Annotated in this window: 22 protein-coding genes; 3 read left to right on the top strand and 19 right to left on the bottom strand. The window is 69.3% G+C overall.

The window, feature by feature from the left end:
* Position 1 precedes the first annotated feature (1 nt).
* The gene (locus OG295_RS21545) at positions 2-886 is read right to left on the bottom strand and encodes a bifunctional DNA primase/polymerase (RefSeq protein ID WP_371678353.1); all 885 of its coding nucleotides are present in this window, start codon (positions 884-886) and stop codon (positions 2-4) included.
* A gap of 123 nt (positions 887-1009) precedes the next feature.
* Between OG295_RS21545 and OG295_RS21540 the strand changes: the two genes are divergently transcribed.
* A complete protein-coding gene (locus tag OG295_RS21540) occupies positions 1010-2017 on the top strand; it encodes a hypothetical protein (RefSeq protein ID WP_371678352.1) in 1008 nt (335 codons plus the stop codon).
* Between the two features lie 57 nt (positions 2018-2074).
* On the opposite strand, the gene OG295_RS21535 is transcribed toward OG295_RS21540, so the two are convergent.
* The 10 genes from OG295_RS21535 to OG295_RS21490 all read right to left on the bottom strand — a co-directional run bounded on the left by OG295_RS21535 (position 2075) and on the right by OG295_RS21490 (position 8229).
* Entirely contained in the window at positions 2075-2236 is a 162-nt protein-coding gene (locus tag OG295_RS21535) for a hypothetical protein (RefSeq protein WP_371678351.1), read from the bottom strand.
* Positions 2233-2424 carry a hypothetical protein gene (locus OG295_RS21530; protein WP_371678350.1) on the bottom strand — a complete coding sequence of 64 codons (192 nt, stop codon included), beginning with the start codon at positions 2422-2424 and terminating at the stop codon, positions 2233-2235. Before OG295_RS21530 ends, OG295_RS21535 begins: the two co-directional genes overlap by 4 nt.
* A gap of 11 nt (positions 2425-2435) precedes the next feature.
* The gene (locus OG295_RS21525) at positions 2436-2912 is read right to left on the bottom strand and encodes a hypothetical protein (protein WP_371678349.1); all 477 of its coding nucleotides are present in this window, start codon (positions 2910-2912) and stop codon (positions 2436-2438) included.
* Positions 2913-3082: 170 nt separating this feature from the next.
* Positions 3083-5128, bottom strand: coding sequence for a plasmid transfer protein TraB (traB, locus tag OG295_RS21520; protein ID WP_371678348.1), 2046 nt, complete (start codon positions 5126-5128; stop codon positions 3083-3085).
* Positions 5129-5144: 16 nt separating this feature from the next.
* Positions 5145-5735: a plasmid transfer protein TraA gene (gene traA, locus OG295_RS21515; RefSeq protein WP_371678347.1), complete on the bottom strand. Its 591-nt coding sequence runs from the start codon at positions 5733-5735 to the stop codon at positions 5145-5147.
* Positions 5735-6241, bottom strand: coding sequence for a hypothetical protein (locus OG295_RS21510; RefSeq protein WP_371678346.1), 507 nt, complete (start codon positions 6239-6241; stop codon positions 5735-5737). Before OG295_RS21510 ends, traA begins: the two co-directional genes overlap by 1 nt.
* A 29-nt stretch (positions 6242-6270) precedes the next feature.
* Entirely contained in the window at positions 6271-6609 is a 339-nt protein-coding gene (locus OG295_RS21505; protein WP_371678345.1) for an RRQRL motif-containing zinc-binding protein, read from the bottom strand.
* Positions 6609-7640: a DUF2637 domain-containing protein gene (locus OG295_RS21500; RefSeq protein WP_371678344.1), complete on the bottom strand. Its 1032-nt coding sequence runs from the start codon at positions 7638-7640 to the stop codon at positions 6609-6611. The genes OG295_RS21505 and OG295_RS21500 overlap by 1 nt, the downstream gene beginning before the upstream one ends.
* The gene (locus OG295_RS21495) at positions 7637-7963 is read right to left on the bottom strand and encodes a DUF6303 family protein (RefSeq protein ID WP_371678343.1); all 327 of its coding nucleotides are present in this window, start codon (positions 7961-7963) and stop codon (positions 7637-7639) included. The genes OG295_RS21500 and OG295_RS21495 overlap by 4 nt, the downstream gene beginning before the upstream one ends.
* Positions 7960-8229 (bottom strand): DUF6284 family protein, encoded by a 270-nt coding sequence (locus tag OG295_RS21490; protein WP_371678342.1) that lies wholly within the window; start codon positions 8227-8229, stop codon positions 7960-7962. The genes OG295_RS21495 and OG295_RS21490 overlap by 4 nt, the downstream gene beginning before the upstream one ends.
* Positions 8230-8858: 629 nt before the next feature.
* Here OG295_RS21490 and OG295_RS21485 point away from each other — a divergent pair.
* Positions 8859-9617, top strand: coding sequence for a GntR family transcriptional regulator (locus OG295_RS21485; protein ID WP_371678341.1), 759 nt, complete (start codon positions 8859-8861; stop codon positions 9615-9617).
* Positions 9614-10141 (top strand): AAA family ATPase, encoded by a 528-nt coding sequence (locus OG295_RS21480; RefSeq protein WP_371678340.1) that lies wholly within the window; start codon positions 9614-9616, stop codon positions 10139-10141. The genes OG295_RS21485 and OG295_RS21480 overlap by 4 nt, the downstream gene beginning before the upstream one ends.
* A 272-nt stretch (positions 10142-10413) precedes the next feature.
* Here OG295_RS21480 and OG295_RS21475 read toward each other — a convergent pair whose 3' ends face one another.
* From OG295_RS21475 to OG295_RS21440, 8 genes are all read right to left on the bottom strand, one after another.
* Positions 10414-10929, bottom strand: a complete 516-nt coding sequence (locus OG295_RS21475; protein ID WP_371678339.1) for a hypothetical protein — start codon at positions 10927-10929, stop codon at positions 10414-10416.
* A 38-nt stretch (positions 10930-10967) separates the two neighbouring features.
* Entirely contained in the window at positions 10968-13253 is a 2286-nt protein-coding gene (locus OG295_RS21470; RefSeq protein WP_371678338.1) for a hypothetical protein, read from the bottom strand.
* Between the two features lie 9 nt (positions 13254-13262).
* Positions 13263-13673, bottom strand: a complete 411-nt coding sequence (locus OG295_RS21465) for a hypothetical protein (protein WP_371678337.1) — start codon at positions 13671-13673, stop codon at positions 13263-13265.
* 33 nt (positions 13674-13706) lie between these two features.
* Complete coding sequence (gene mycP, locus OG295_RS21460) at positions 13707-14867, bottom strand: type VII secretion-associated serine protease mycosin (RefSeq protein ID WP_371678336.1); 1161 nt, start codon at positions 14865-14867, stop codon at positions 13707-13709.
* A 27-nt stretch (positions 14868-14894) separates the two neighbouring features.
* Complete coding sequence (locus OG295_RS21455) at positions 14895-16319, bottom strand: hypothetical protein (protein ID WP_371678335.1); 1425 nt, start codon at positions 16317-16319, stop codon at positions 14895-14897.
* Positions 16320-16385: 66 nt separating this feature from the next.
* Positions 16386-17543, bottom strand: coding sequence for a type VII secretion-associated serine protease mycosin (mycP, locus tag OG295_RS21450; protein WP_371678334.1), 1158 nt, complete (start codon positions 17541-17543; stop codon positions 16386-16388).
* A gap of 21 nt (positions 17544-17564) precedes the next feature.
* Entirely contained in the window at positions 17565-18986 is a 1422-nt protein-coding gene (locus OG295_RS21445; protein WP_371678333.1) for a WXG100 family type VII secretion target, read from the bottom strand.
* Entirely contained in the window at positions 18986-19510 is a 525-nt protein-coding gene (locus tag OG295_RS21440; RefSeq protein WP_371678332.1) for a DUF2563 family protein, read from the bottom strand. Before OG295_RS21440 ends, OG295_RS21445 begins: the two co-directional genes overlap by 1 nt.
* Positions 19511-19564 lie beyond the last annotated feature (54 nt).

Here is a 19564-nt window from a genome sequence, read left to right as displayed (position 1 = left end):
GTCACAGTCCCAGCTTCATGCGGGCGTTGGTCCAGGCGATCTCGCAGTGCCGCAGGGATTCGCCCTTCTCCTGCGCGGCGGTGAACAGCCGCTCGATGTGGTCCTGGGTGAGGCAGCCACACCGGCCGTGCTTGGCCAGGACGGCGAGGAAGACCCGGTACACGTTGTTGTGGATCGTGCTCTGGGCATCGGCAATGCGGTGCTTGGCCATGGAGATCCCGCGCTCCAGGTAGGCCGGAGTGCGGTGGGGGCATTCCTCGGTTCCGGCCACGGCGGGCAGGGTGATCGCGTGGGCGACCGGCGCCGGAACGGATTCTTCCTTCACGGCCAGCGCCCGGACGGCGTCCGGCAGGGGGGTGATCGGACCGGTGCCGGGGCCGTACCAGCGGGCGTAGGACATAGACGACTTGATGTCGACGCCGGGCCGGACCTTGTTGCAGGACTTCATGGCCCCCCGGTAGACCCAGTGCTCCCCGCGCGTCGTCGCCACGACTTTGGTGGCGTGCAGGGTCTCACGCGCCCAGCCGATGGCCTCGGCGTTGTCGAGGTCCACGACGGTGAGCCCGGCGCCGCCGGGGTGGTAGGCGACCGCGACCGCCTGGCGCCAGGCGCGGGCCCAGGCCGGGGAGATGAGAACGGCCGGGTCGGTGGTGGCGGCGGCCCAGCCATGGCAGGGGGCGGGGCACTGGCAGGCGCCGGGAGTCTTCATGTTGGGCCGGTCCCCGCACGCCGACTCCTTGCAGGTGGTGCAGTTCCCGAAGGGGAGCTTGCCCTCGCGCAGCGGCAGGACGGGCAGACCGATCCCGGCGAGCCACAGTGCGGTGGTGAGGTGTGCGGGTAAGGCCGGTTGGGCGGGTTCTCGCGGGAAGGTGTTGGGTTGGGTCATGCTGGACTCCTCCAGTGGTAGCTGGATGAGGGCGGTCCGGACTTTGTCGAGGCGGGGCCGCCCTCGCCCGTCACGGTCTAAATCCGGTGACGGGATGTCGGTGGGGGTGCATAGGGTCGAGATATGACGACGACCCTTGAACTCGTGCCGGGCAACACCGCGACGCGTGCGCAGCACAAGGCGGCCTACGGATGTGGGGACCGCCAGGGCATCGAGCCGTGCGAGGCCCACCAGATGGTGTTCGTGTATTCGGACCCGAAGGCAGGCGAGGAGTTCGGCTACACCTTCGACGGTCGTGTCGAGGACGACGAGTACGGGCCGCTGTACCTCTACACCGGCTACGGCGCCTACGGCGATCAGAAGTTGGAGAGCCGCAACAGGACCCTCCACGACCACGTCAAGAGGGGCTTGGCGCTCCACCTGTTCGTCGCGGACGGCAAGGTGTCCAGCGGGGGTGCAGTCCTTCAGCGGTACATCGGCCCGATGATGGTCGACCCGATCACGCCGGTCGTAACTCGGCGTGGGTTGGGCAAGGACAAGAAGATGCGTAACGCCCTGGTGTTCCGGCTTCGCCCGGCCGCGGGCACCACGCCCGCCTGGGACGCGGTTAAGGACCAGCCGAAGGCAGCCACCCAGGACAGCTGTGAAGAGGTCGAGGTCGAGGTCAAGCCTGAGATCCCGAAGCAGAACGGGGTCAAGGACAAGAAGTCAGAGCAGCACAGCACCGGTGAGACGATCGCTGACATTCTCGGCGGCCCGAGGAAGGTAGTCCGTCGCGAAGGGCAGCTGATGGAGGCCTTCAAGAAGCACCTGGCCGCTGCCGGCCACGCGCATAAGACCTTTCAGATCACCCTGGCTGGTGAGGTCGGTGCACTGACTCCGGACCTGTACGACGTGACCGAACACGTGCTGTACGAGGCCAAGGGCCAGACCACCCGCGACAACGTGCGGATGGCTATCGGGCAGCTCCTGGACTACCGCCGCCACCTGCCCCAGACGCAGGGGCTCAGGGTTGCAGTGCTGCTGCCGAGCGAGCCGTCCAAGGACATCCAGGACCTCCTTGCCGAACTGAACGTGGCCCTGGTCTACCAGACCGACGACGGCTTCCACGGCTTCCCCCTCGGCAGCTGAGCGAACGTGGATGAGGGCGGCCCCAGCCTTCGGCGAGACGGGGCCGCCCTCGGTGTGTCAGTCGCAGATGCAGTCGGGCCTTTCGCTGCTGCCATCGGCGCCGCAGCCGCAGCAGGGCGGGTACTGGCAGGGGTCGCCGTCGTCGGGCGGCGCGCACAGCTCGCAGTCGCCGCCGTCCCACTCGGGGTCGTCCTCGTCGGTGAACTGGTAGTGGGTCACTGGTCGGCCTTTCCATGGCGGGTGTGGTCGGTGGCGAGGTCGGTGAGGCGCTTGGCCTCGTCGGGGGTGACGGCGCGATAGCGGATGCTGACCCGGCATCCGGGCTCGGGGCAGCGGACGCTGTGCTTGCCGGCGAGGAGGGCGAAGGCGTCGGAGATCAGCTCCGACAGGGGCGAGGGCTGGGGCACGGGGTGGCCTTTCAGCGCTGGTTGATGGTGCCGGTGGCTCGGCCGAAGAGGCCGGTGGCGGTGATGTTCTGGGTAATGTGCTGGACCGGCGCCCCGCCCCGCCCGACCCCGCGTCCGGCGCGGAGGAGGAGCGGGGCGAGGGTGCCGGCGGCGATGAGGGCGATGGCGGCCCAGAGGGCTTCGGTCATGGCGATCAGTCCCGGGGCGGCGTAGGCGATTCCGCATCCGGCCGCGGCAATCCCGCCGCCGACGGTGGGGGCGAGGAGCGCGGTCGTCTTCGCCCACACCGGAATCGGCTGGACCGCCGGGGGCGGGGTGGGCTGGGTGTAGGCCAGGGTGCGGGTGCCGTCGGCGAGGGTGACGTACTGGATCCCGGGCGGCATCTCGGCGGGCAGCATCCAGGGGGCCGGGATGGCGGGCGGGTGGAGGATCGCGTCGCCGTAGCGGAGCGGTTCGGGGATGGCCGGGCGGGTGTGGTCCTGGGGCATGAGGATGCCTCCGGGTGTGGGTCGGGCCCGCGCCGTGTGGGTGGCGCGGGCCCGCGGGGGTGGGATGTCAGGGCGGGGTGTCAGGTGGTGTCAGACGGTGGGTGTCACGGGTTCTGACAGCGGGTTTGCCTAGGGGTTCGGGTGTCAGAGGGCCGTGACGGTGTCAGGTGTCAAGCGGCCATGAGGGAGGGGACGATCCGCCACCGGCCGGTGGCGGAAGTCGGCTCCAGGCGGCCGTCGAGGGCGGCTTCCTTGAGACGCTCGGAGACCCACGGGCGGGACAGGTTGTGGCGGTCGCACCAGTCCATGAAGTCCTTCGGGCCGACGACCATCTGCCGGGCGGACTCGAAGTCGTCCAGGGCCCGTGCGAAGAGTTCGCGGGCCTCGGCGGGCGACGGCTTGCGGCCCGGGGACTCCCACATCGGGGTGTCGTCCCCGTCCTGCCCCTCGGGGAGTTCGGCCTCGGGGTCGATGCCCGCGTCCTCGGGGTCGGTCAGCAGGCCGTGGGATTCCGTTTCCATGCCGGGGTCCTCTTCGCTCACGGCCGGTCGCGGTGCCGGGGTGCTGTCCGGGGTGGGGCGGCCGGTGTAGTTCTGTCCCGCGACCGCGCCGGCGGCCCCGGCGGTGATGGGGTCGGCGGTGGCGCCGTGCCGCTGGGCCCAGGCCGCGAGGGCTTCCATGGTGGGAACGGCGGTGTGGGGGACGGCGAAGGTGCGGCCCGGGGAGGGGTAGCGATCCTCGGGGATGCCCGGCGAGACGACGTAGCAGTAGCCGGGGCGCCGGTTACCCCACGCGCCGGGGTGGGCGCCCGCGTCGATGACCGTGTCCGGAAGGGAGAACCCCTCATCACGGGGGTCGCAGCCGAGCGCGATCACGGACGGCAGGGATGCCCGGGTGCTGGTGGACATCTGGTCGTAGGACGGGCGCTGCAGGGAGACGACCAGGGAGACGCCGGCGGAGCGGGCCTCCTGGGCGATCCCGGTGAACGCGTCGTCGCCCATCAGCCGCAGGGTATTGGCGGCCTCTTCCATCCATGTGACCAGGAACGGCAGACCGGCACAGCCGCAGGCCTGGCCGTCGGGGCGGCAGGTGTGGTCGGGGCTGGTCTGCCGGTCGGCGGCTTCGGGGATCCACTGCCGGTAGGAGTGGGCGCCGAGCCAGCGGGTCCGGGCGGGGATGACCGTCTTGATGGCCTCGACCATGACTTCGGTGTCCGGGCCGCCCTCGGCCGCCCAGTCCATGCCAGGCAGCAGCGGCCGGAAGTCCTGGAACATCTTCGGGTCGGACACCCAGAGCAGGACATCGCGGCGGGAGAGGATCTCCGTCATCAGATTGAGGGCGGTCTCGCCCTTACCGGATCCGGTCCCGCCCGCGATCAGGACGTGCGTCGCGTTGCGCTTGGCCTCCGGGTCGCCCGGCAGCCACAGGACCAGCGGCGAGCCGTCGTCGTAGCGGCCGATGACCAGCGGCTCAGCGATGGAGGCACCCAGGCTGGACGGGCCGGGCCAGTCCGCGACCTGGGCGAGCATGTCCTCCGGGACGATGACCAGTTCCCCGCGGCGCGCGGAGCCGGGATCCCCCAGGTAACGGACCGCGGAGGTCGGCAGGTCCAGCGCCGACGCGAGCCGCGGCAGGACCTTGGCCACGTCGTCATTGGTCTGCTCCCCGGCCTCCAGGAGCATCTTCGCCGTGACCCGGTTCGGCTCCACCGACGTGGCGCCGATCTGCGCCCGCGCGAGGCCGACCTTTTCCAGGAGGCCCTTGTCGGTGCTGCCGGCCGGGGCGCCGTCGACGTTGCGGCGCAGGACCATGCGGATGTTCCACGACAGGGCGAGCGCCGGGCCGCCCATCAGGTACAGGTCCGGGAGCGGCCCGGTGAGCGGACCTGCCAGGCAGGCCCCGGTCAGCCACGCGGAGCCCGCGGCCACGGTGATGGCCGAGTGAAGACGCCGCTGCTGCCCGGTCGCCTTGCCCGCCCACCAGGTGACCCCGGTCAGGGCGACGGAGACCAGGGTCAGACCGACCCCGGCCGCCGCACTGCCCTCCCACTGCACACTCCCCAGCGCCCCCGCCAGGCCGAGCCCGGCCGTGGCGAGCCAGGGCGGCAGGTGGGGCTTGGCCCGGTGCAGGACGTACGCGGTGAGACCGGAGCCGTCCGAAGACCCGCGGAGCTGGTCCTCGTACTGCTGCTCGGCGCTGTGCTTGTGCTCGCCCATCAGAGAGCCCTCCTTTCTAGAGCTGGCCCCAGTCCATGCGCGGCTGCGAGGGACGGCGGGCGCGGTGGCGGACACGGTTGATCTCTTCCTCGTACTCCTGCTGGAACAGGGCGTAGGTCGCGGCGGCGTTCTTCGCTGCGTCGCGCAGAGCGTCGGCGGCGCGCTGCATCTTGCGGGCGACCTTCGCCGCCCTGATCCGCGAACCCCCGATCCGGCCGCCCGGGTCGGGGACCTGGACCAGGGTGGCCTTGAGGATCTCCGCGCCCATCGCGACCTCGATCGACAGAGCGACCCCGGCGGCACGAACGCTGTTGCAGTACTGGCGGACCTGCGCCGGGGAGCTGAACTCCGGCGCCGGCAGCAGCGACTGCGGCTGACGCCCGCCCCCGCCGGACCCGTTGGTGGCGAATCCGCCTCCCCCACCCCCGCCGCCGCGGCCCCCGCTGTTGACGGTGAAGTTGAACCCCGGGGAGAACGTCTTGTTGTTGACCTTGGTCTGCGAGCCGTTCGCGCCCGCCCTCGGCGCCGACCGGGACCGCTGGGCGCCGACCGTGTTCCACCCGGCGCCGGGCGTGCCGCGGTTCGTGCCCTGGTTGTTGGCGGCCATCAGCTGGTCTCCTTCGTGGCAGTGGTGGTCAGGCGGCGGGTGATGAGCCAGGCGACCTGCGCGGCCAGCGTCAGGAGGGCCCAGGAGACGGTCACGGCCGGGGCGGCCGGGCTGAACCAGACGGCCAGCGGCACCCAGCCGACCGCTCCGGTCACCGCGGCGGCGAGCAGGGCCCGCCACGCCGTCGCGGTGCGGGAGGTAGCGGGACGGCGCCGGGTGATCCACGCCCACACCCCGGCCGGGGCGAGGACAATCGGGGCCAGGAACCACGCGGTGCGGGGCTCGATCAGGTGAACCAGCCCGGTCACGATCAGCAAGAGGACGGCGAGGCCGGTGGGCGCCCAGCTGCGGCGGTGCTTCCACAGCCAACGCCCCGACGCGGCCACGGCGCGGGCGGTCAGGGTGGGCCCCTCCTCGGGGCTCAGGACGACGATGACCGGCTGGCCCCCGCGCTGACGCGGGATCCGTACGGTCGGGGCGGCCAGGGGCCGCGTGCGGCGAGACACAGCAGAACTCCTTCAGACGGGCGGGAGGTTCAGGCGGCACGCTGTTCGGGGACGTCGTGGCAGGGCACGCACATGCCGAGCGAGGCCGGGATCACGTACCCGGCATCGGCCCGGCAGGCCGGGCACCGGCGGCGGGCGGCGTTCGCCTTGGCGAGAGCCGCCCGCCGGGCCGGGGTCATGGGCCGGACTGGCTTGGCGAGGTCGAGCCGGTAGAGGAAGGCGACCAGCGGCCCCCGCTTTCGGCGGGGCCGCTCCAGCTGGGCGACGACGTCCTGGCCGCCGGGCCGGAGTCCGGCGGCTCGGAGCTGGCGGCGGGTGGCCAGCCCGTCGGGAGCCAGGCGCCACCGGTAGACGGGCAGCGTGCCCATCAGCCGCGGGCCGGGGCAGCGGTCGCGGTCGCGTCGCGGAGTTCCTGGTAGCGGGCGGAGGCCCAGCCGACGGACCAGCCGGTCAGCTCGGCGGCCACCCGCACGGCCAGCCCAGCGTCGAACGCGGCCCGGACGACCGTGCGGGCACGGTCCTCGGGGAGCTTCACGGCCGGCGGTCCGGCGGACAGCAGCGCGGCGCGTTCACGCTCCAGGCGCTCCTGTTCACGCAGCTGTTCACGGCGTTCACGCTCGGCCTGGGCGGCACGCTCCTTACGGTCCCGGTCAGCCTTCTGCCGGGCCTCCAGCTCCAGCTGCTGCGCGGCCTGGCGTTCAAGGCGTTCACGCTCGGCCTGGGCCTGTTCACGCTCGCGTTCACGGCGTTCACGGGCCTCCCGCTCAGCAGCTGCGGCAGCGTCGACGCGCTCCTGGTTCTCACGCCGGATCCGATCCTGCCGGTCGGCCTCTTCGCGGATCAGCCGGGCCTCGTGTTCACGCTGTTCACGGACCAGGGCCGCCTCATGCTCACGGCGTTCACGCACCCGCTGCTGACGGGCTTCCTCCCGGTCCTCGGCCGCCTTCTCCCGGGCCTGGCGTTCTGCCCGGTCTCGCTCTTCCAGCCCGCGTACGGCGGCGGTGATGGCCCGCCGGTAGGCGAGTCCAGCCTCGGCGGTGACGATGAGGAGGAGCGGGGCGACGGCGTGGACCGCGACCCCGACCAGGTCCCCGACCAGCGCGGACGCGCCGATATTCAGAGCTAGGGTCATGGCACCGGTCATCCAGCGGAGCGCGACCGGCCAGGCCCCGCCGTGCCCGCCGAGGCGGGCCAGGACCGAGTCGAGGCGGACCACGATGACCACCGCCGCGTCCACGACGAGCGGCAGGATCGGGGCCGTCCACCGCCAGGCAGCGGGGGTGTGGTCGGCCATAAGCGGCGTGACCGTCAGGACGGAGTAGAGCATCGCTCCCCCGACGATCAGCCACGTACCCACGGCCAGCGCGCGTTCCGCTGAACCGACGTGAACGGCGTTCATACCGACCCGCTTCCCAGCTGCCGGACCTTGACCGCGCCCAGCAGAAGGACGCGTACCGGGTGCGGGTGGTAGTCCGGACCGGTGTGCTCCGTCCACTCCCACTCGCCGTCCTCGACGAGCGTGAACCCGAGGTAGGCCAGGGCCGCCTGGCGCGCCTCGACGGTCGGGATCACGGCCGACGTCGGCCACGTGAAGGTGGGCCACTCGCTGACCAGACCGAACTGGGCCACGTACAGCTGCCAGCACGGGCCGGCCGTCCGCTCCGGCGCACTCGTACCGCAGCAGCGCAGCGACAGCTGCGCACGGAAGATCTGCTTGCTCATGCCGCATCTCCCGGCATGCTGGTGTCGGCGGTGCGGTTGGTCAGGTCGCGCCGGGCCGCCAGGACCCGGTTGCGGGCCCGGCGGATCCGGCGGGCGTCGAACTCGGACGCGGGTCGGTCCAGCATCGTGATCAGGGCGTCGAGGAGGTCGACCTCCGCCAGGATCAGCGGCAGCTCGATCTCGATGGCGTCCAGCTCCGCGTCCGACGGCTCCAAGCCGTCAGACCACGGGGTAACGAGGTTCTGAAGTGCAGCGATGGACTTCATGGGTCTTGCTCCTTCGAGAGAGGAACGGGACTCAGCAGCCCCCGGCGTTCGAGCGCCGGGGGCTGCACTGCGTTGGGGCGGAGTGGATCTGCCAGCTCCCCTCGGCCCCGCACGTAGAGCGCCGAAGCGCTGGACGTGCGGAGGAGGCAGCCGCCGCAGCCTGAGGCTGCGGCCCTGAGCTGCGGATCACCGGCTATCCCGGTGCGTTGTCGCGGCGGCTCAGGGGATGACGCGGAGGGCGGCCCGTTGTGCCGGTCCAGCACGACGGGCGCCAGGAGTCTTCGTTGGTGCACAACAACCTCCAGAGCTGGTTCGGTTGGTGCGCTGTCTCCTTCAGGGATGCGGCTCCCGTATGAGGTAGAGCCGCCATGCCTGGCGAAGGCGTATGGAGACGTGACCTTTCGGTCTAAGCCCTCCGGAATGACCAGGGTCCGGTGTGCGCCCTCGGCCCGCTCTGTCCCGGGCCCCTTGACCCCGAACGGCCCATGACTCAGGGCACATTGAGGTCCCGCCCCCTACCGTCCGGCGAACCGACCGGCGGGGACATCCCTAAGGTTCCCTAGGGTTCCCTGCGGTGTCAAGCGGTAAGCTAGGGAACCCCAGGGAAGTCGTCGCGAGGAGCGGAAAACATGGCAGGCCAGGCCGACAATCGGGCGCCTTACGCGAGGATTGCCGCCCACTACGCAGAGCTGATTACGTCCGGTCAGCTCCAGCCGGGGACCCTCTTGCCGAGCATCAAGAACATGTCGGAAGAGTGGAAAGTCAGCACGGCGACGGCGGAAAAGGCCCTGCGCAAGCTGCGCAACGAGGGGCTTGTCCGTGGCATCCACGGCATCGGGACCGAAGTGCTCGACCAGCCGGCCCCTATGTCGTCGGGGTCCCAGCGGCAGGACCGGGGCCGCCGCACCGGGTCGAGCTGGGGGGCAGGCGAGCGGTCCGACTCGCACCAGGCGGCCGTGGTACCCGCGCCCGACGACGTGGCGCAAGCCCTGGACATCAAGCCCGGCTCAGACGTGGTTCGCCGTAGCCGCGTATACCGGGACCGACACGGCATCGTCGCTCACAGCACGTCATGGATTCCGGCTCGGTACGGGAAGCTGATCCCCCAGCTCGCAGAGAGCGCGCGCCTGACGGGGGGCACGTCACTTCAGCTCATTGCCCAGGCGACCGGCCACCCGATCAGCCACCGTATCGACACCGCTTCCGCCCGCCCACTGACTCCCGAGTACGCACAGCTCTTGGAGCTGGACCTCGACAACCCGCCGACGGACCCGGTAGTCGTGATGACGGCCAAGTTCGTGGACAGTGAGGGCAACATCGTTGAGTACGGCGTGGACCTCGGAGGCCCTGGCCGGACATGGCGAACGGAATCAGAGGTGACCGCGTGACGGTCTGTGTCCTGATGGCCGGCCTACCCGGCTCTGGCAAGACGACCCTCTCCCGCACTCTCACCGCTCGCGGCTTCGTACGGCTGTGCCCGGACGAAGAGATGTTCCGCCGACACGGCGTCTACGGGGTGGACTTCCCCCGGGGTGTCTTCCCCACCCTTGAGCGCCCCGTCCTCGAAGACGTGGCTGCCGATCTGCGGAAGCAGCTCAGGGCTGGCCACGATGTCGTGGTGGATCACGGTTTCTGGACGCCGGAAGACCGGGCGAAGTGGCGTGCGATCGCTGCGGATGCGGGCGCAACGCCCGTGCTCGTTTACCTTGCCGCTAGCCATGACGAGCTGTGGGCGAGGATCAACAAGCGCAACGAGTTCCACGCCGACGATCCCAACTCAATCTACTTCTCCGAAAGCGACCTACAGCGGTACCGCACGCGGTTCGTCCCCCCAGCAGCAGACGAACAACACGTCTTGTACGACGGTGATCCGGCAGCTGTGATCGCGGCCCTGGACGACCCTCGCTCCTGACGTCTGCGGGGATGGAAGCGCAGGCCAGCCTGACGGTACTCCGTCTCAGTTTCCGTCTCGTTCACCCCCGTCCGAAGCCGTTCACAACGGTCCACAGTCCGGGTGGGAGTACGGAAACGAACGGGGTTGAACGACAACGACCCGCCCGCCGGCCAGCACGGACAAACCTGCAAAGCGAGTTACGCCGGTTCGATTCCGGTCACGGCTTCCACGGAGGGCCGCCCGCCCGGAACGCACCACCCCGGGCGGGCGGGGGCGTCTGCGGGAAGTCTTCACACTCCGCAAGCGGTCTGCTCACGGGCAGCCTCCACGAACTTCTTCATGAGCCCCGTGAACAGCGGACGCCGCTCGGCCGACGCGACATGCTCCACGGACCCGCCGATCATGAGCTCTAGCCCGAACGAGTCCTGGGATCCCTTGCAGGCGAGGACAACCCTGGCTCCCGCGTCCCACACGATGCCCTTGTCCCCGAGCGCCAACGGTTCCGGGGCCGGCGCGGTCCCGACCGTGTTCCAGGGAAAGCTCTGCTCCAGGGGCTGCCGTGTGGCGGAGGCTATGAACCGCCCCTTGCCATCGACGTAGACGTTGCACGTCGCCCCGCGACGCGCAGAAGTCAGCCTCACGTCCACCGGCGAGACCTCCTTCACGGTCTCACCCGCACCCATCAGTGGTTCGAGGTCGGACGGCGTGAAAATACCGAAACAGGTGTGCTCGGCCAACTGCCGCGCCACCGGCCTCTCCTCCTCGCCGCAGCCGGCCAACACGAATACCGATGCGAGCGTGACCACGCACACACGCGGAACGCGCCTGGCACACGTGGCGCGCATCAGGAGCCGCCATTCGAGGTCACGACTTGGCCGCGCCCTACCGCGTGCGCGTTCGCCGTCTCCGTCGAGGCCACCCCCGCGAGGGCGTCGATGCTTCGCTCGTTCATTCCGCTCCCCCGTAGGGCATGGCGCACCGACTGCGCCGCGGACATGCCGGCTTCCATTTGTGCGTTCGTGTAGTCGATAACTGCCTTGTGATCGAGTTCCCCCGTCTTCTCCGCCTGGTCCTTCTTCGCCCGCTCGACCACGCTCTCCGTAATGTCCTCTTGAAGCCACTCCACGACGTCGCCGGCTCCCGGCACCAATTCGATGTACTTCACGCCCGCTGCGTTGATGCCACGGTTGATCCACTTGGCATTGTCTTCAACGCCCTTGACGTATTCCTCCTGCTTGTGACCGTTCTCGGCAAACGCACCCTCGGCCCGCGCCTCTGACAGGATCCCCGCAATCTGTCCACCTGGGTGCACGGCGCTCTTGATCGCAGCATCCACGTCCTCGTACTCACCCCGGTGCGCCACGACATCGTTGACGAGCGCGGTAGTGAAGGCCCGCTGCGAGTTGGTGATGGCGCCATAGGCATCGGGGTCCTGGCCCACGACGCCGATGAACGCCGCCATGTCTGCCTTGTGGAACACTGCCATCTCGCCATTGGCCTTGATCTGGTGGCTGCCGTTCTCCGCCGCGGCCTGGATGTCCGGCATGTACTCGGCAGCCATCTGGCCGAAGTGCCCGGACAGACCCTTGAGCGGGCCCTCGTCCTCACCCGGCTTGGCCACCACCAGCTCGGGCTTGTCGCCGATCTTCTCGACGATTCGTTCCATGACGGCCGCCATCTCCTTGGTGTGCGGCACCGGCGCTGAGCCCTCGTCGCCCGGGCTGCGGTGGGAGACCGCAGCCATGAGTGCGTCCCCCACGGCCTGCTGCGCTGGGTGGAGATCTCCGTATCTGGCCGTGTCGAACCCGTCCACGTACGGCTTCTTGTCGAGCATGTAATCGACCGTCCCCTGGGATTTGCCATAGGGGCCGCCGATCGCCTTGTCCGCAGTAGTGACGATGCCGTCGTGGTTGCTGTCCTCGCGGACCGGCTCGTTGAAGAATGCCGTGGCCGCGTCCGGGTTGTTGCCAAGGGCCGTCATCAGCCCTGTCAGCGGGTAAAAGCCTCGGCCGCCGCCCGTGCCCTGGTTGAGCGCCATACCCGGGTCAGGCGGTGCGTTGTATTCCCAGATCTTCGGGTCCTTACGGTCCATCGCGACCATGTCACGGCCGACCGATGTCAGGAACTCCGTCTCGTACTTCCCCTCGCGCATCAACGCGCCGAGCGCCTGGTAGCCGTACACCTTCGTGAACCCGCCGGGCACGTCAATCTCCTTGTGACCGGCCTTCATCAACGCGGTGGTCCACGCGGCATCAAGGTGGTTAGGGACATCCTTGTGGGTCGCGAGACCGAGCATGGCGCCCATGTCGCTCTGGATGTCCGCCACAATGAACTGACGGTCCCGGCCGGGCTGGCCCAGGCTGGAGGCGTCCAACGACAGCTTGGCGTACATCTCCAACGTGGCGTCCGGCCCGATTACCCGGTAGAAGCCCGTCGCGAACTCGGGGTCCTCTCGGTTGTCGTCGAGCAGGTCCTGCAGCTCCCGCAGAGCCTCAACGTTGCGTGCCGTCCCGCCCTCGCCGGTGACCTTCTTCATCAGGTCGGCGGCCCGAGCGACCTGCTCAGCGTCCAGCGTCTCGAATCTCGGCGCGCTGAAATTGTGGTCTTCCGCAAGGTTGGCCTGCAGCGCACGGACCAAGGAGTCGTCGGCGTCCTGCGCATCCTCGACGGCCCTTTTGACGCGCTCCTGCCACAGATCCCGGTTCTTGCGGACGGACTCCTGGTAGTCGGGGTCGTGCCGGGCCGCGTACCGCTCGGCGTCGGTCGCCAGAGGCAAGGCGGAGACCCTGCCGGCCTCATCAATCCTGAATCCGGCCGCAGGCGCGTCCTGGGCCAGCTTTTTCAGCTGCTCGCGGGCGGCTTCGAAGGAGGTGTGCGCTTCGGCGAGGAGCAGTTGGATGCCCTTGGCCTCCTTGGCGGCGTCCTCGAACTCCTTGGCCGTCTTCGCCACGAACGGCCGCGCCACCCCGGCGGTGACCCCGCTCCACTCGGCCTTGTCGGCCTTGGCCTTCATGCCGTTGCGGGCCGTCTCCGCCAGCTCCTCCAGCTTCGCGACCATGGCCTGCCAGTCGGTGGCCGCCGTCTGGAGCTTGTCGACGGGGGCGTTGAGCACGTTCTCGTACGTCAGCACGGGCGCCGCCTACTTGAGGTATTCGTCGAGCTTCGAGGTCGTGAACTCGGCGTAGAGCTGCTGCTCTTCCTTGTTGTGCGAGGAGAGGGAGTAGTTCAGCCCATTGGAGATCTGCGCGCAGGCGGCGACGAGGGTTTTCACCTGGCTCTCCCAACGGGAGTTGAGCTTCGTCAGGGCCGCCCCGCTCGCGAAGCCCTCCCTGCCGAGCGCGCCGGCCGCTTCGGCGGTGGCGGTGGCGGCGTGCTTGCCGTCGGTCTGGAGGCGGGAGTGCAGCGTGTGCGCCTCGGTGCCGACGGCGCCGATGTGGTCCTGGTTGAGTTCGAGGTCCTGACCGCCGGCGGCCGGGGCCTGGTTGAGCCGCATGGAAACGTTGGCCGCTGCCGTGGTGCGCGCGGCGGCCCATTCCTCGTCGAACGACATCCGGGCCTCCAGGGGCAGTGCGGTCTGTTCGGTTCAGCGGCGGTTGCGACGTACGGCGACGGCGGTAACGGCCCCGCCGATGACGACGCAGGCACCCAGCCCGAGGGCGATCCACGGAAGGCTACTGCCGTCACTCTTTTTAACGCCTGCCTCGGGCAACGGTACGGGCTTGGACGCGCCAGTTTCAGCCGTTTTCCCGCCAGCGGTGCCGGCCGCCGCCAGATCGGGCAGCGGAAACACGTCTGCGGGCCCCGGGTCCCCGGGCGTGGGCACCGCGATCCGCGGCCGGACGACGCCGTACCCGACGTAGTCGTTCCGCTCGGCACCGTCCGCGGGCTTGCCAGCGGTGTTCAGCAGGACCCGGAGGACCTGGTTGTTGGTCCAGTCGGGGTGGACCGACCAGAGCAGGGCGGCGGAGGCAGAGGCTAGGGCGGTGGCGTCGCTGGTGCCTTCGCTGGTACAGAGCCCTGTCTCTCTCGCGCAGGCCGTGATGATGCCGATGCCAGGGGCCGCCATGTCGACTTGCGGACCGTGCTGAGACTCCTTCGTCGCACCACCGTCAGCGCCCACAGCGCCCACACCTACGACTCCGGGTGTGGCACCTGGATACTCCAACTTATTGGTCGTGTCGCCATCGTTACCCACAGCAGCGAAGATCAATTTCCCCTTGGATAGTGCGTATTTGACGACCGAAGCACGCGCCTCGTCATCCTTGGGTGAGCCTTCAACCCCAAGGGAAATATTAATGACCTTTGCGTCCGATTCCGCCGCATACCTGATGGCGTCAACCCAAGACGGAGTCGAAGCACTCATCTCATCCGGAACTCGAATGGGGAGAATCTTCGCGCCTGGTGCCAGCCCAAACGCTCCGTCGCCACTGGGATGCCGACCCGAGCCAGCGATCAAAGCCGCCATCGAAGTGCCATGGGTGTTGTAGCCCGTGCGTTCGTCACCTTTGTACCCCTCCGCAAAGTCCTTGCCGGGGAGAACTTGACCATCGAGCTCGGGAATGCGCTCGACCCCGCTGTCGATGACCGCGACGGTGATGCCCTTGCCCGTACTGGTCTTCCAGATGTCGTCTGCCTTCATGGCATCGAGGTGCCACTGCTGCTCACGGATCGTCTGCGCATGAGCTGGGGTCGCCGCGACCCCAGCCAGCACCAAACCCACCAGGGTCGAGGTCGTCTTGCGCATACGCATCCCGTGCAACATCCCTTCTATTCAGTCGATCACTGGCGGAACGACCCGCCGGTCACCCTGCCAGGTCTCTTCGTCCTCAGCCAGGTAGTCAGGGCGTGCACCCACTTGCTCTCCACGCCGCATACTCGGGTTATGAATCCCTGCGCCGGCGTGGCCCATCCCGCCGGGGTTGCGGACGAGTCCGGAACCGCCCTGAGTGAACGGCTGCCCGTCCGTGGCCGGTCGACCACCCACAGCGGGCTGTCGACCTCCGATGATGCCGCCTGGCTCCATGGCCAACCGACGGCCGACCGGCGAACCACCTGACGGCCCGTGCGGGCCACCGAGTCCACCGCCCATCGAGCCAGGCATGCCTCGGCCGGCAGGGGGCGCGCCTTCCGCGCCGATGACGGTACCTCGCGGGATGGCCGCTCCAGGCGTGCCAGGAGAAATCGGCCGACCACCCACGATGCCCGCGTCCCGCGGGGGCGGCCCTACGACCTTGCTGCCGCCAATGGCGCTCGGAGGCCTAGCGCTGGGCATGGGGCCACCATCGGGCACCTTCAGACCTGTCGTCGGGGGGAACGCCAGAGGTGGAACGAGGCCTACGGGATTGGTGTTGCCACTCCCCGGACCGACAGGCCCAACACCAGGCGCAGCCGGTACCGAAGGCAAGGTCCTGTCCGGCAGCGTCGCGACTTGGTTGAGGCCCACGCTCACGTCCCGATCCGGCGGGACTGGTGAAGGTGTGGGCATACCCCCGGCCGCTGAAGGTGTGGCGCCGCCCCATTGCGGCAGGCCACCAGTCACGACACCCGGCTCAGGGGCCTGCCCTGCGCTGGGCGTCGATGGCGTATACGACGAGCTTTCGGAGTAGGACTCGCGCCCCGTCGCACCGCTCGGACGCGCGATGGCGGAACTGCGATCTCGTTCATCCGGGGCGAACTCCGGTGGCGGTGGCGGGAAGGTAGGGGCCTCCGCCTTGTTCATCTGGGTCGCCGATGTGTCGTACGACTGCGCCAGCTTCGTCAGCTGCTGGATCGCCTCATGGCGGTCACCGGTCAGCTTCGCGTGTGCCGTCCGGCCCATCTGCTGCGCGTCCGGGTCGTTGTGGAACTCGTGCGCCGACGCCAGGTTCGCCGCCGCCGACGTGTCGTACTTCGGGGTGTTGGCCTTGACCTCCACCATCGTCTGGGCCGCGTGAGTCAGCCACTTGCTGCCCTCTTCGCTGTAATCCGCCAGCCGCAGCGTCGCGTTGCCCGCCCCGGTCACCCACGTCTGGAACGCATCGGCCGCCTCGCCCTCCCAGCCCTTGACCTGGTGCTTCCGAAGGCTCTCCCCGATGTCCTTGATCACCACCGCGGCACCCGACAGCTGGGTGGCGCGTGCGACGACCGTCTCCGAGTCGAGGGAGGCGATCATCGCGAGCAGCTGCTCGTGCGTGTAACCCTCGAAGTCCGTCGCCATCAGACAGAGCCCTTCGACGTGCTCGGAACAGGAGTGAGTTCAAGGCCTCGGCCTCATGGAGGCCCCTCAGCAGCGGTTGCGTCGCACGACGACCGCGGTGACAGCCCCGCCGATGACGACGCAGGCACCCAGCCCCAGGGCGATCCAGGGCAGGCTGCTGCCGTCGCCCTCGCGCTCGGCGGCCTTCGCCTGCGGTGCGGGCTTCGAGCCGGCCGGCGGAGCCGCTGGCTTCTTCGCGGCATCCGCCGCCGCCAGGTCGGGAAGCGGGTACACGTCCCGGGGCCCCGGGTCCCCGGGAGTGGGCACCGCGATCCGCGGCCGGACGACGCCGTAGCCGACGTAGTCGTTCCGCTCGGCACCGTCTGCGGGCTTGCCGGCCGTGTTCAGCAGGACCCGGAGGACCTGGTTGTTGGTCCAGTCGGGGTGAACTGACCAGAGCAGGGCGGCGGAGGCGGAAGCGAGAGCGGAGGCGTCGCTGGTGCCGTGGCTGGCACATACTTCCGTCTTTCCGACACAGGCAGAGTAGATATCGATGCCAGGGGCGGCCATGTCCACCTGCGGTCCGTGCTGCGACTCCTGGGTAGCGCCGCCATCAGGGCCGATCGCCCCGACACCCACAACCCCAGGAGTCGCTGCAGGATATCTGAGGGTGTTGAGCGTTTCTGCGTCGTTCCCAACGCTGGCAAAGATCAATTTCCCTTTGGAGAGGGCGTATTTCACCGCGTCGAGCCGCGCAGGGTCATCCTTGTCCGTGCCCATGGAAATATTGATGATCTTGGCATCGGAATCTGCCGCGTAACGAATCGCTTGCGTCCAGGCAGGGTGGGTCGCATCGTTCTCAATCGGGACGCGGATCGGGAGGATCTTCGCGCCTGGCGCCAGTCCGATCGCTCCGTCACCACTGGGGTGTCTTCCAGTCCCAGCGATCATCGCGGCCATGGATGTGCCGTGGTTGTCGTAGTCGGTGCGCTCATCTCCATCTTGCGATGTCGCAAGATCCTTGCCCGGAAGAACCTGCCCCTCAAGTTCGGAAACTCGCGCTACACCACTGTCGACGACAGCGATGGTGACTCCCTTGCCCGTGGTGATCTTCCAGATGTCATCTGCCTTCATGGCATCGAGGTGCCACTGCCGTTCACGGATCGTCTGCGCATGCGCAGGGGTCGCGGCGACCCCCGCCAGCAGCAGACCCACCACGGCCGAGGTCGCCTTGCGCATACGCATCCCGTGCAACATCCGTTCCGCTCAGTCGATCACCGGCGGAACGACACGACGGTCACCCTGCCAGGTCTCTTCGTCCTCGGCCAGGTAGCCGGGACGTCCGCTCCCCTGGCCCCTACGCCGTCCGCCCGGAGTAGACGCGCCGGCACCACCGTGGCCCATCCCGCTGCCTGCCGTGCCGGGTCCTGATCCGTTGCGCACGAGGCCGGAGCCACCCTGGGTGAACGACTGGCCGCCTCCAACCGCCTGGCGACCACCGACAACGCCACCCGGCTCCATCGCCAGCCGGCGACCGACCGGGAAGCCACCGCGGGGACTTGGCGGACCTCCACCGACACCACCGCCCATCGGGCTGCCCATCCCCCGTCCACCGGGATGTGCGCCTTCCCCACCGATGACGGTGCCACGGGGAATCCCGGCAGCGGAGGGGCCGGAGGCAATGGGCTTCCCGCCTACGATCCCGGTATCGCGAGGCGGCAGGCCGACTCTGCTGCTGACGCCGCCCCCCGGAGGCCTCACGCTCGGCAGCGGGCCACCCACCGGGCCGGGCACCCCCCGGGTCGGGGGGAGCGTCAGGGGCGGCATGGGCGGGACGGAGCTGGGCCCCCCACCCCCCGGAAGGGCGGGTCCGCCCCCGCCGGGCAAGCCGGTGACGGGTGTCAGGGTCTTGTCCGGGAGAATCGCCACGTGATCGAGGCCTACGTCGGCACCTCGGTCCGGAAGCACCGGGGTCGGCATCGGCCCAGCCGTCGGCTGCAAGGTGCTACCCAAGGAAGGCCGATCCAGCACACCAGCAGTCCCGTGCACGGATCCACCACCCTTTGAGGAGGACTGCAGGTAGGAACCGCCGCCTGTTCCTGACCCACTGTCGACGCTCCCTGAACGACTCACGTGTTCAAGGTCGTTGTAGCCCGTCGGCTCGAACCTCTTCGGCGGAGGCGGGAACGTCGGGATCTCCGCCTTGTTCATCTGGGTCGCCGACGTGTCGTACGACTGTGCCAGCTTCGTCAGCTGCTGGATCGCCTCATGGCGGTCACCGGTCAGCTTCGCGTGTGCCGTCCGGCCCATCTGCTGCGCGTCCGGGTCGTTGTGGAACTCGTGCGCCGACGCCAGGTTCGCCGCCGCCGACGTGTCGTACTTCGGGGTGTTGGCCTTGACCTCCACCATCGTCTGGGCCGCGTGAGTCAGCCACTTGCTGCCCTCTTCGCTGTAATCCGCCAGCCGCAGCGTCGCGTTGCCCGCCCCGGTCACCCACGTCTGGAACGCATCGGCCGCCTCGCCCTCCCAGCCCTTGACCTGGTGCTTCCGAAGGCTCTCCCCGATGTCCTTGATCACCACCGCGGCACCCGACAGCTGGGTGGCGCGTGCGACGACCGTCTCCGAGTCGAGGGAGGCGATCATCGCGAGCAGCTGCTCGTGCGTGTAACCCTCGAAGTCCGTCGCCATCAGATAGAGCCCTTCGACGTGCTCGGGTTCGGCGCCGGGGTGCCCTGCTGGGCCGCGGCCTTTTGCTGGGCTTCCTTCTCCTCGCGGACCAGCGGGTCGCGGTCCCGGACGTAGTCCTGCTTCGACTGCACGATGATGGCCCGCATGCGCGCCTGCGTGTCCTCGTCCACCCCCGCGTAGCCCTTGCCCGCCGTCAGGACCGCGATGCCGAGGGCCTCGATCTGGGCGGCCAGGCCCTGGGAGAGCTTCTGCAGCTCCGAGTGGACCGTCGAGTACGCCTTGAACAGGGAGTCGGCCTCCGGGAAACCCGTGCCGAGGGTGCCTGTCGGCAGGGTGCCGTGGGCGAGCTTCTTGTCGTCCGCGTCCGAGCCGTCGAGCTTCTTCAGGAGGGCGTCGACCAGCTTCTTGTAGCCGGTCATCGACTCGTACTCGACCTGGAGGGCCTTCGCCTGGCTCATGACGGCGTCCGCCACGCTCGCGCCGACGTTGCTCCCCAACAGCATCGGCCCGTTGTCTTCTGCCACGCCGGCCTCCCCGCTTCCCCGTCTCCCCGCGGGCGCGGCGCACGTCTCCGGCGC

Origin of the sequence: Streptomyces sp. NBC_01276 (assembly GCF_041435355.1) — a bacterium.
In the GTDB taxonomy this organism is placed as follows: domain Bacteria; phylum Actinomycetota; class Actinomycetes; order Streptomycetales; family Streptomycetaceae; genus Streptomyces.
Note: the sequence above shows the minus strand (reverse complement) of the source record. Positions and strands in the feature narration are given on the sequence as shown.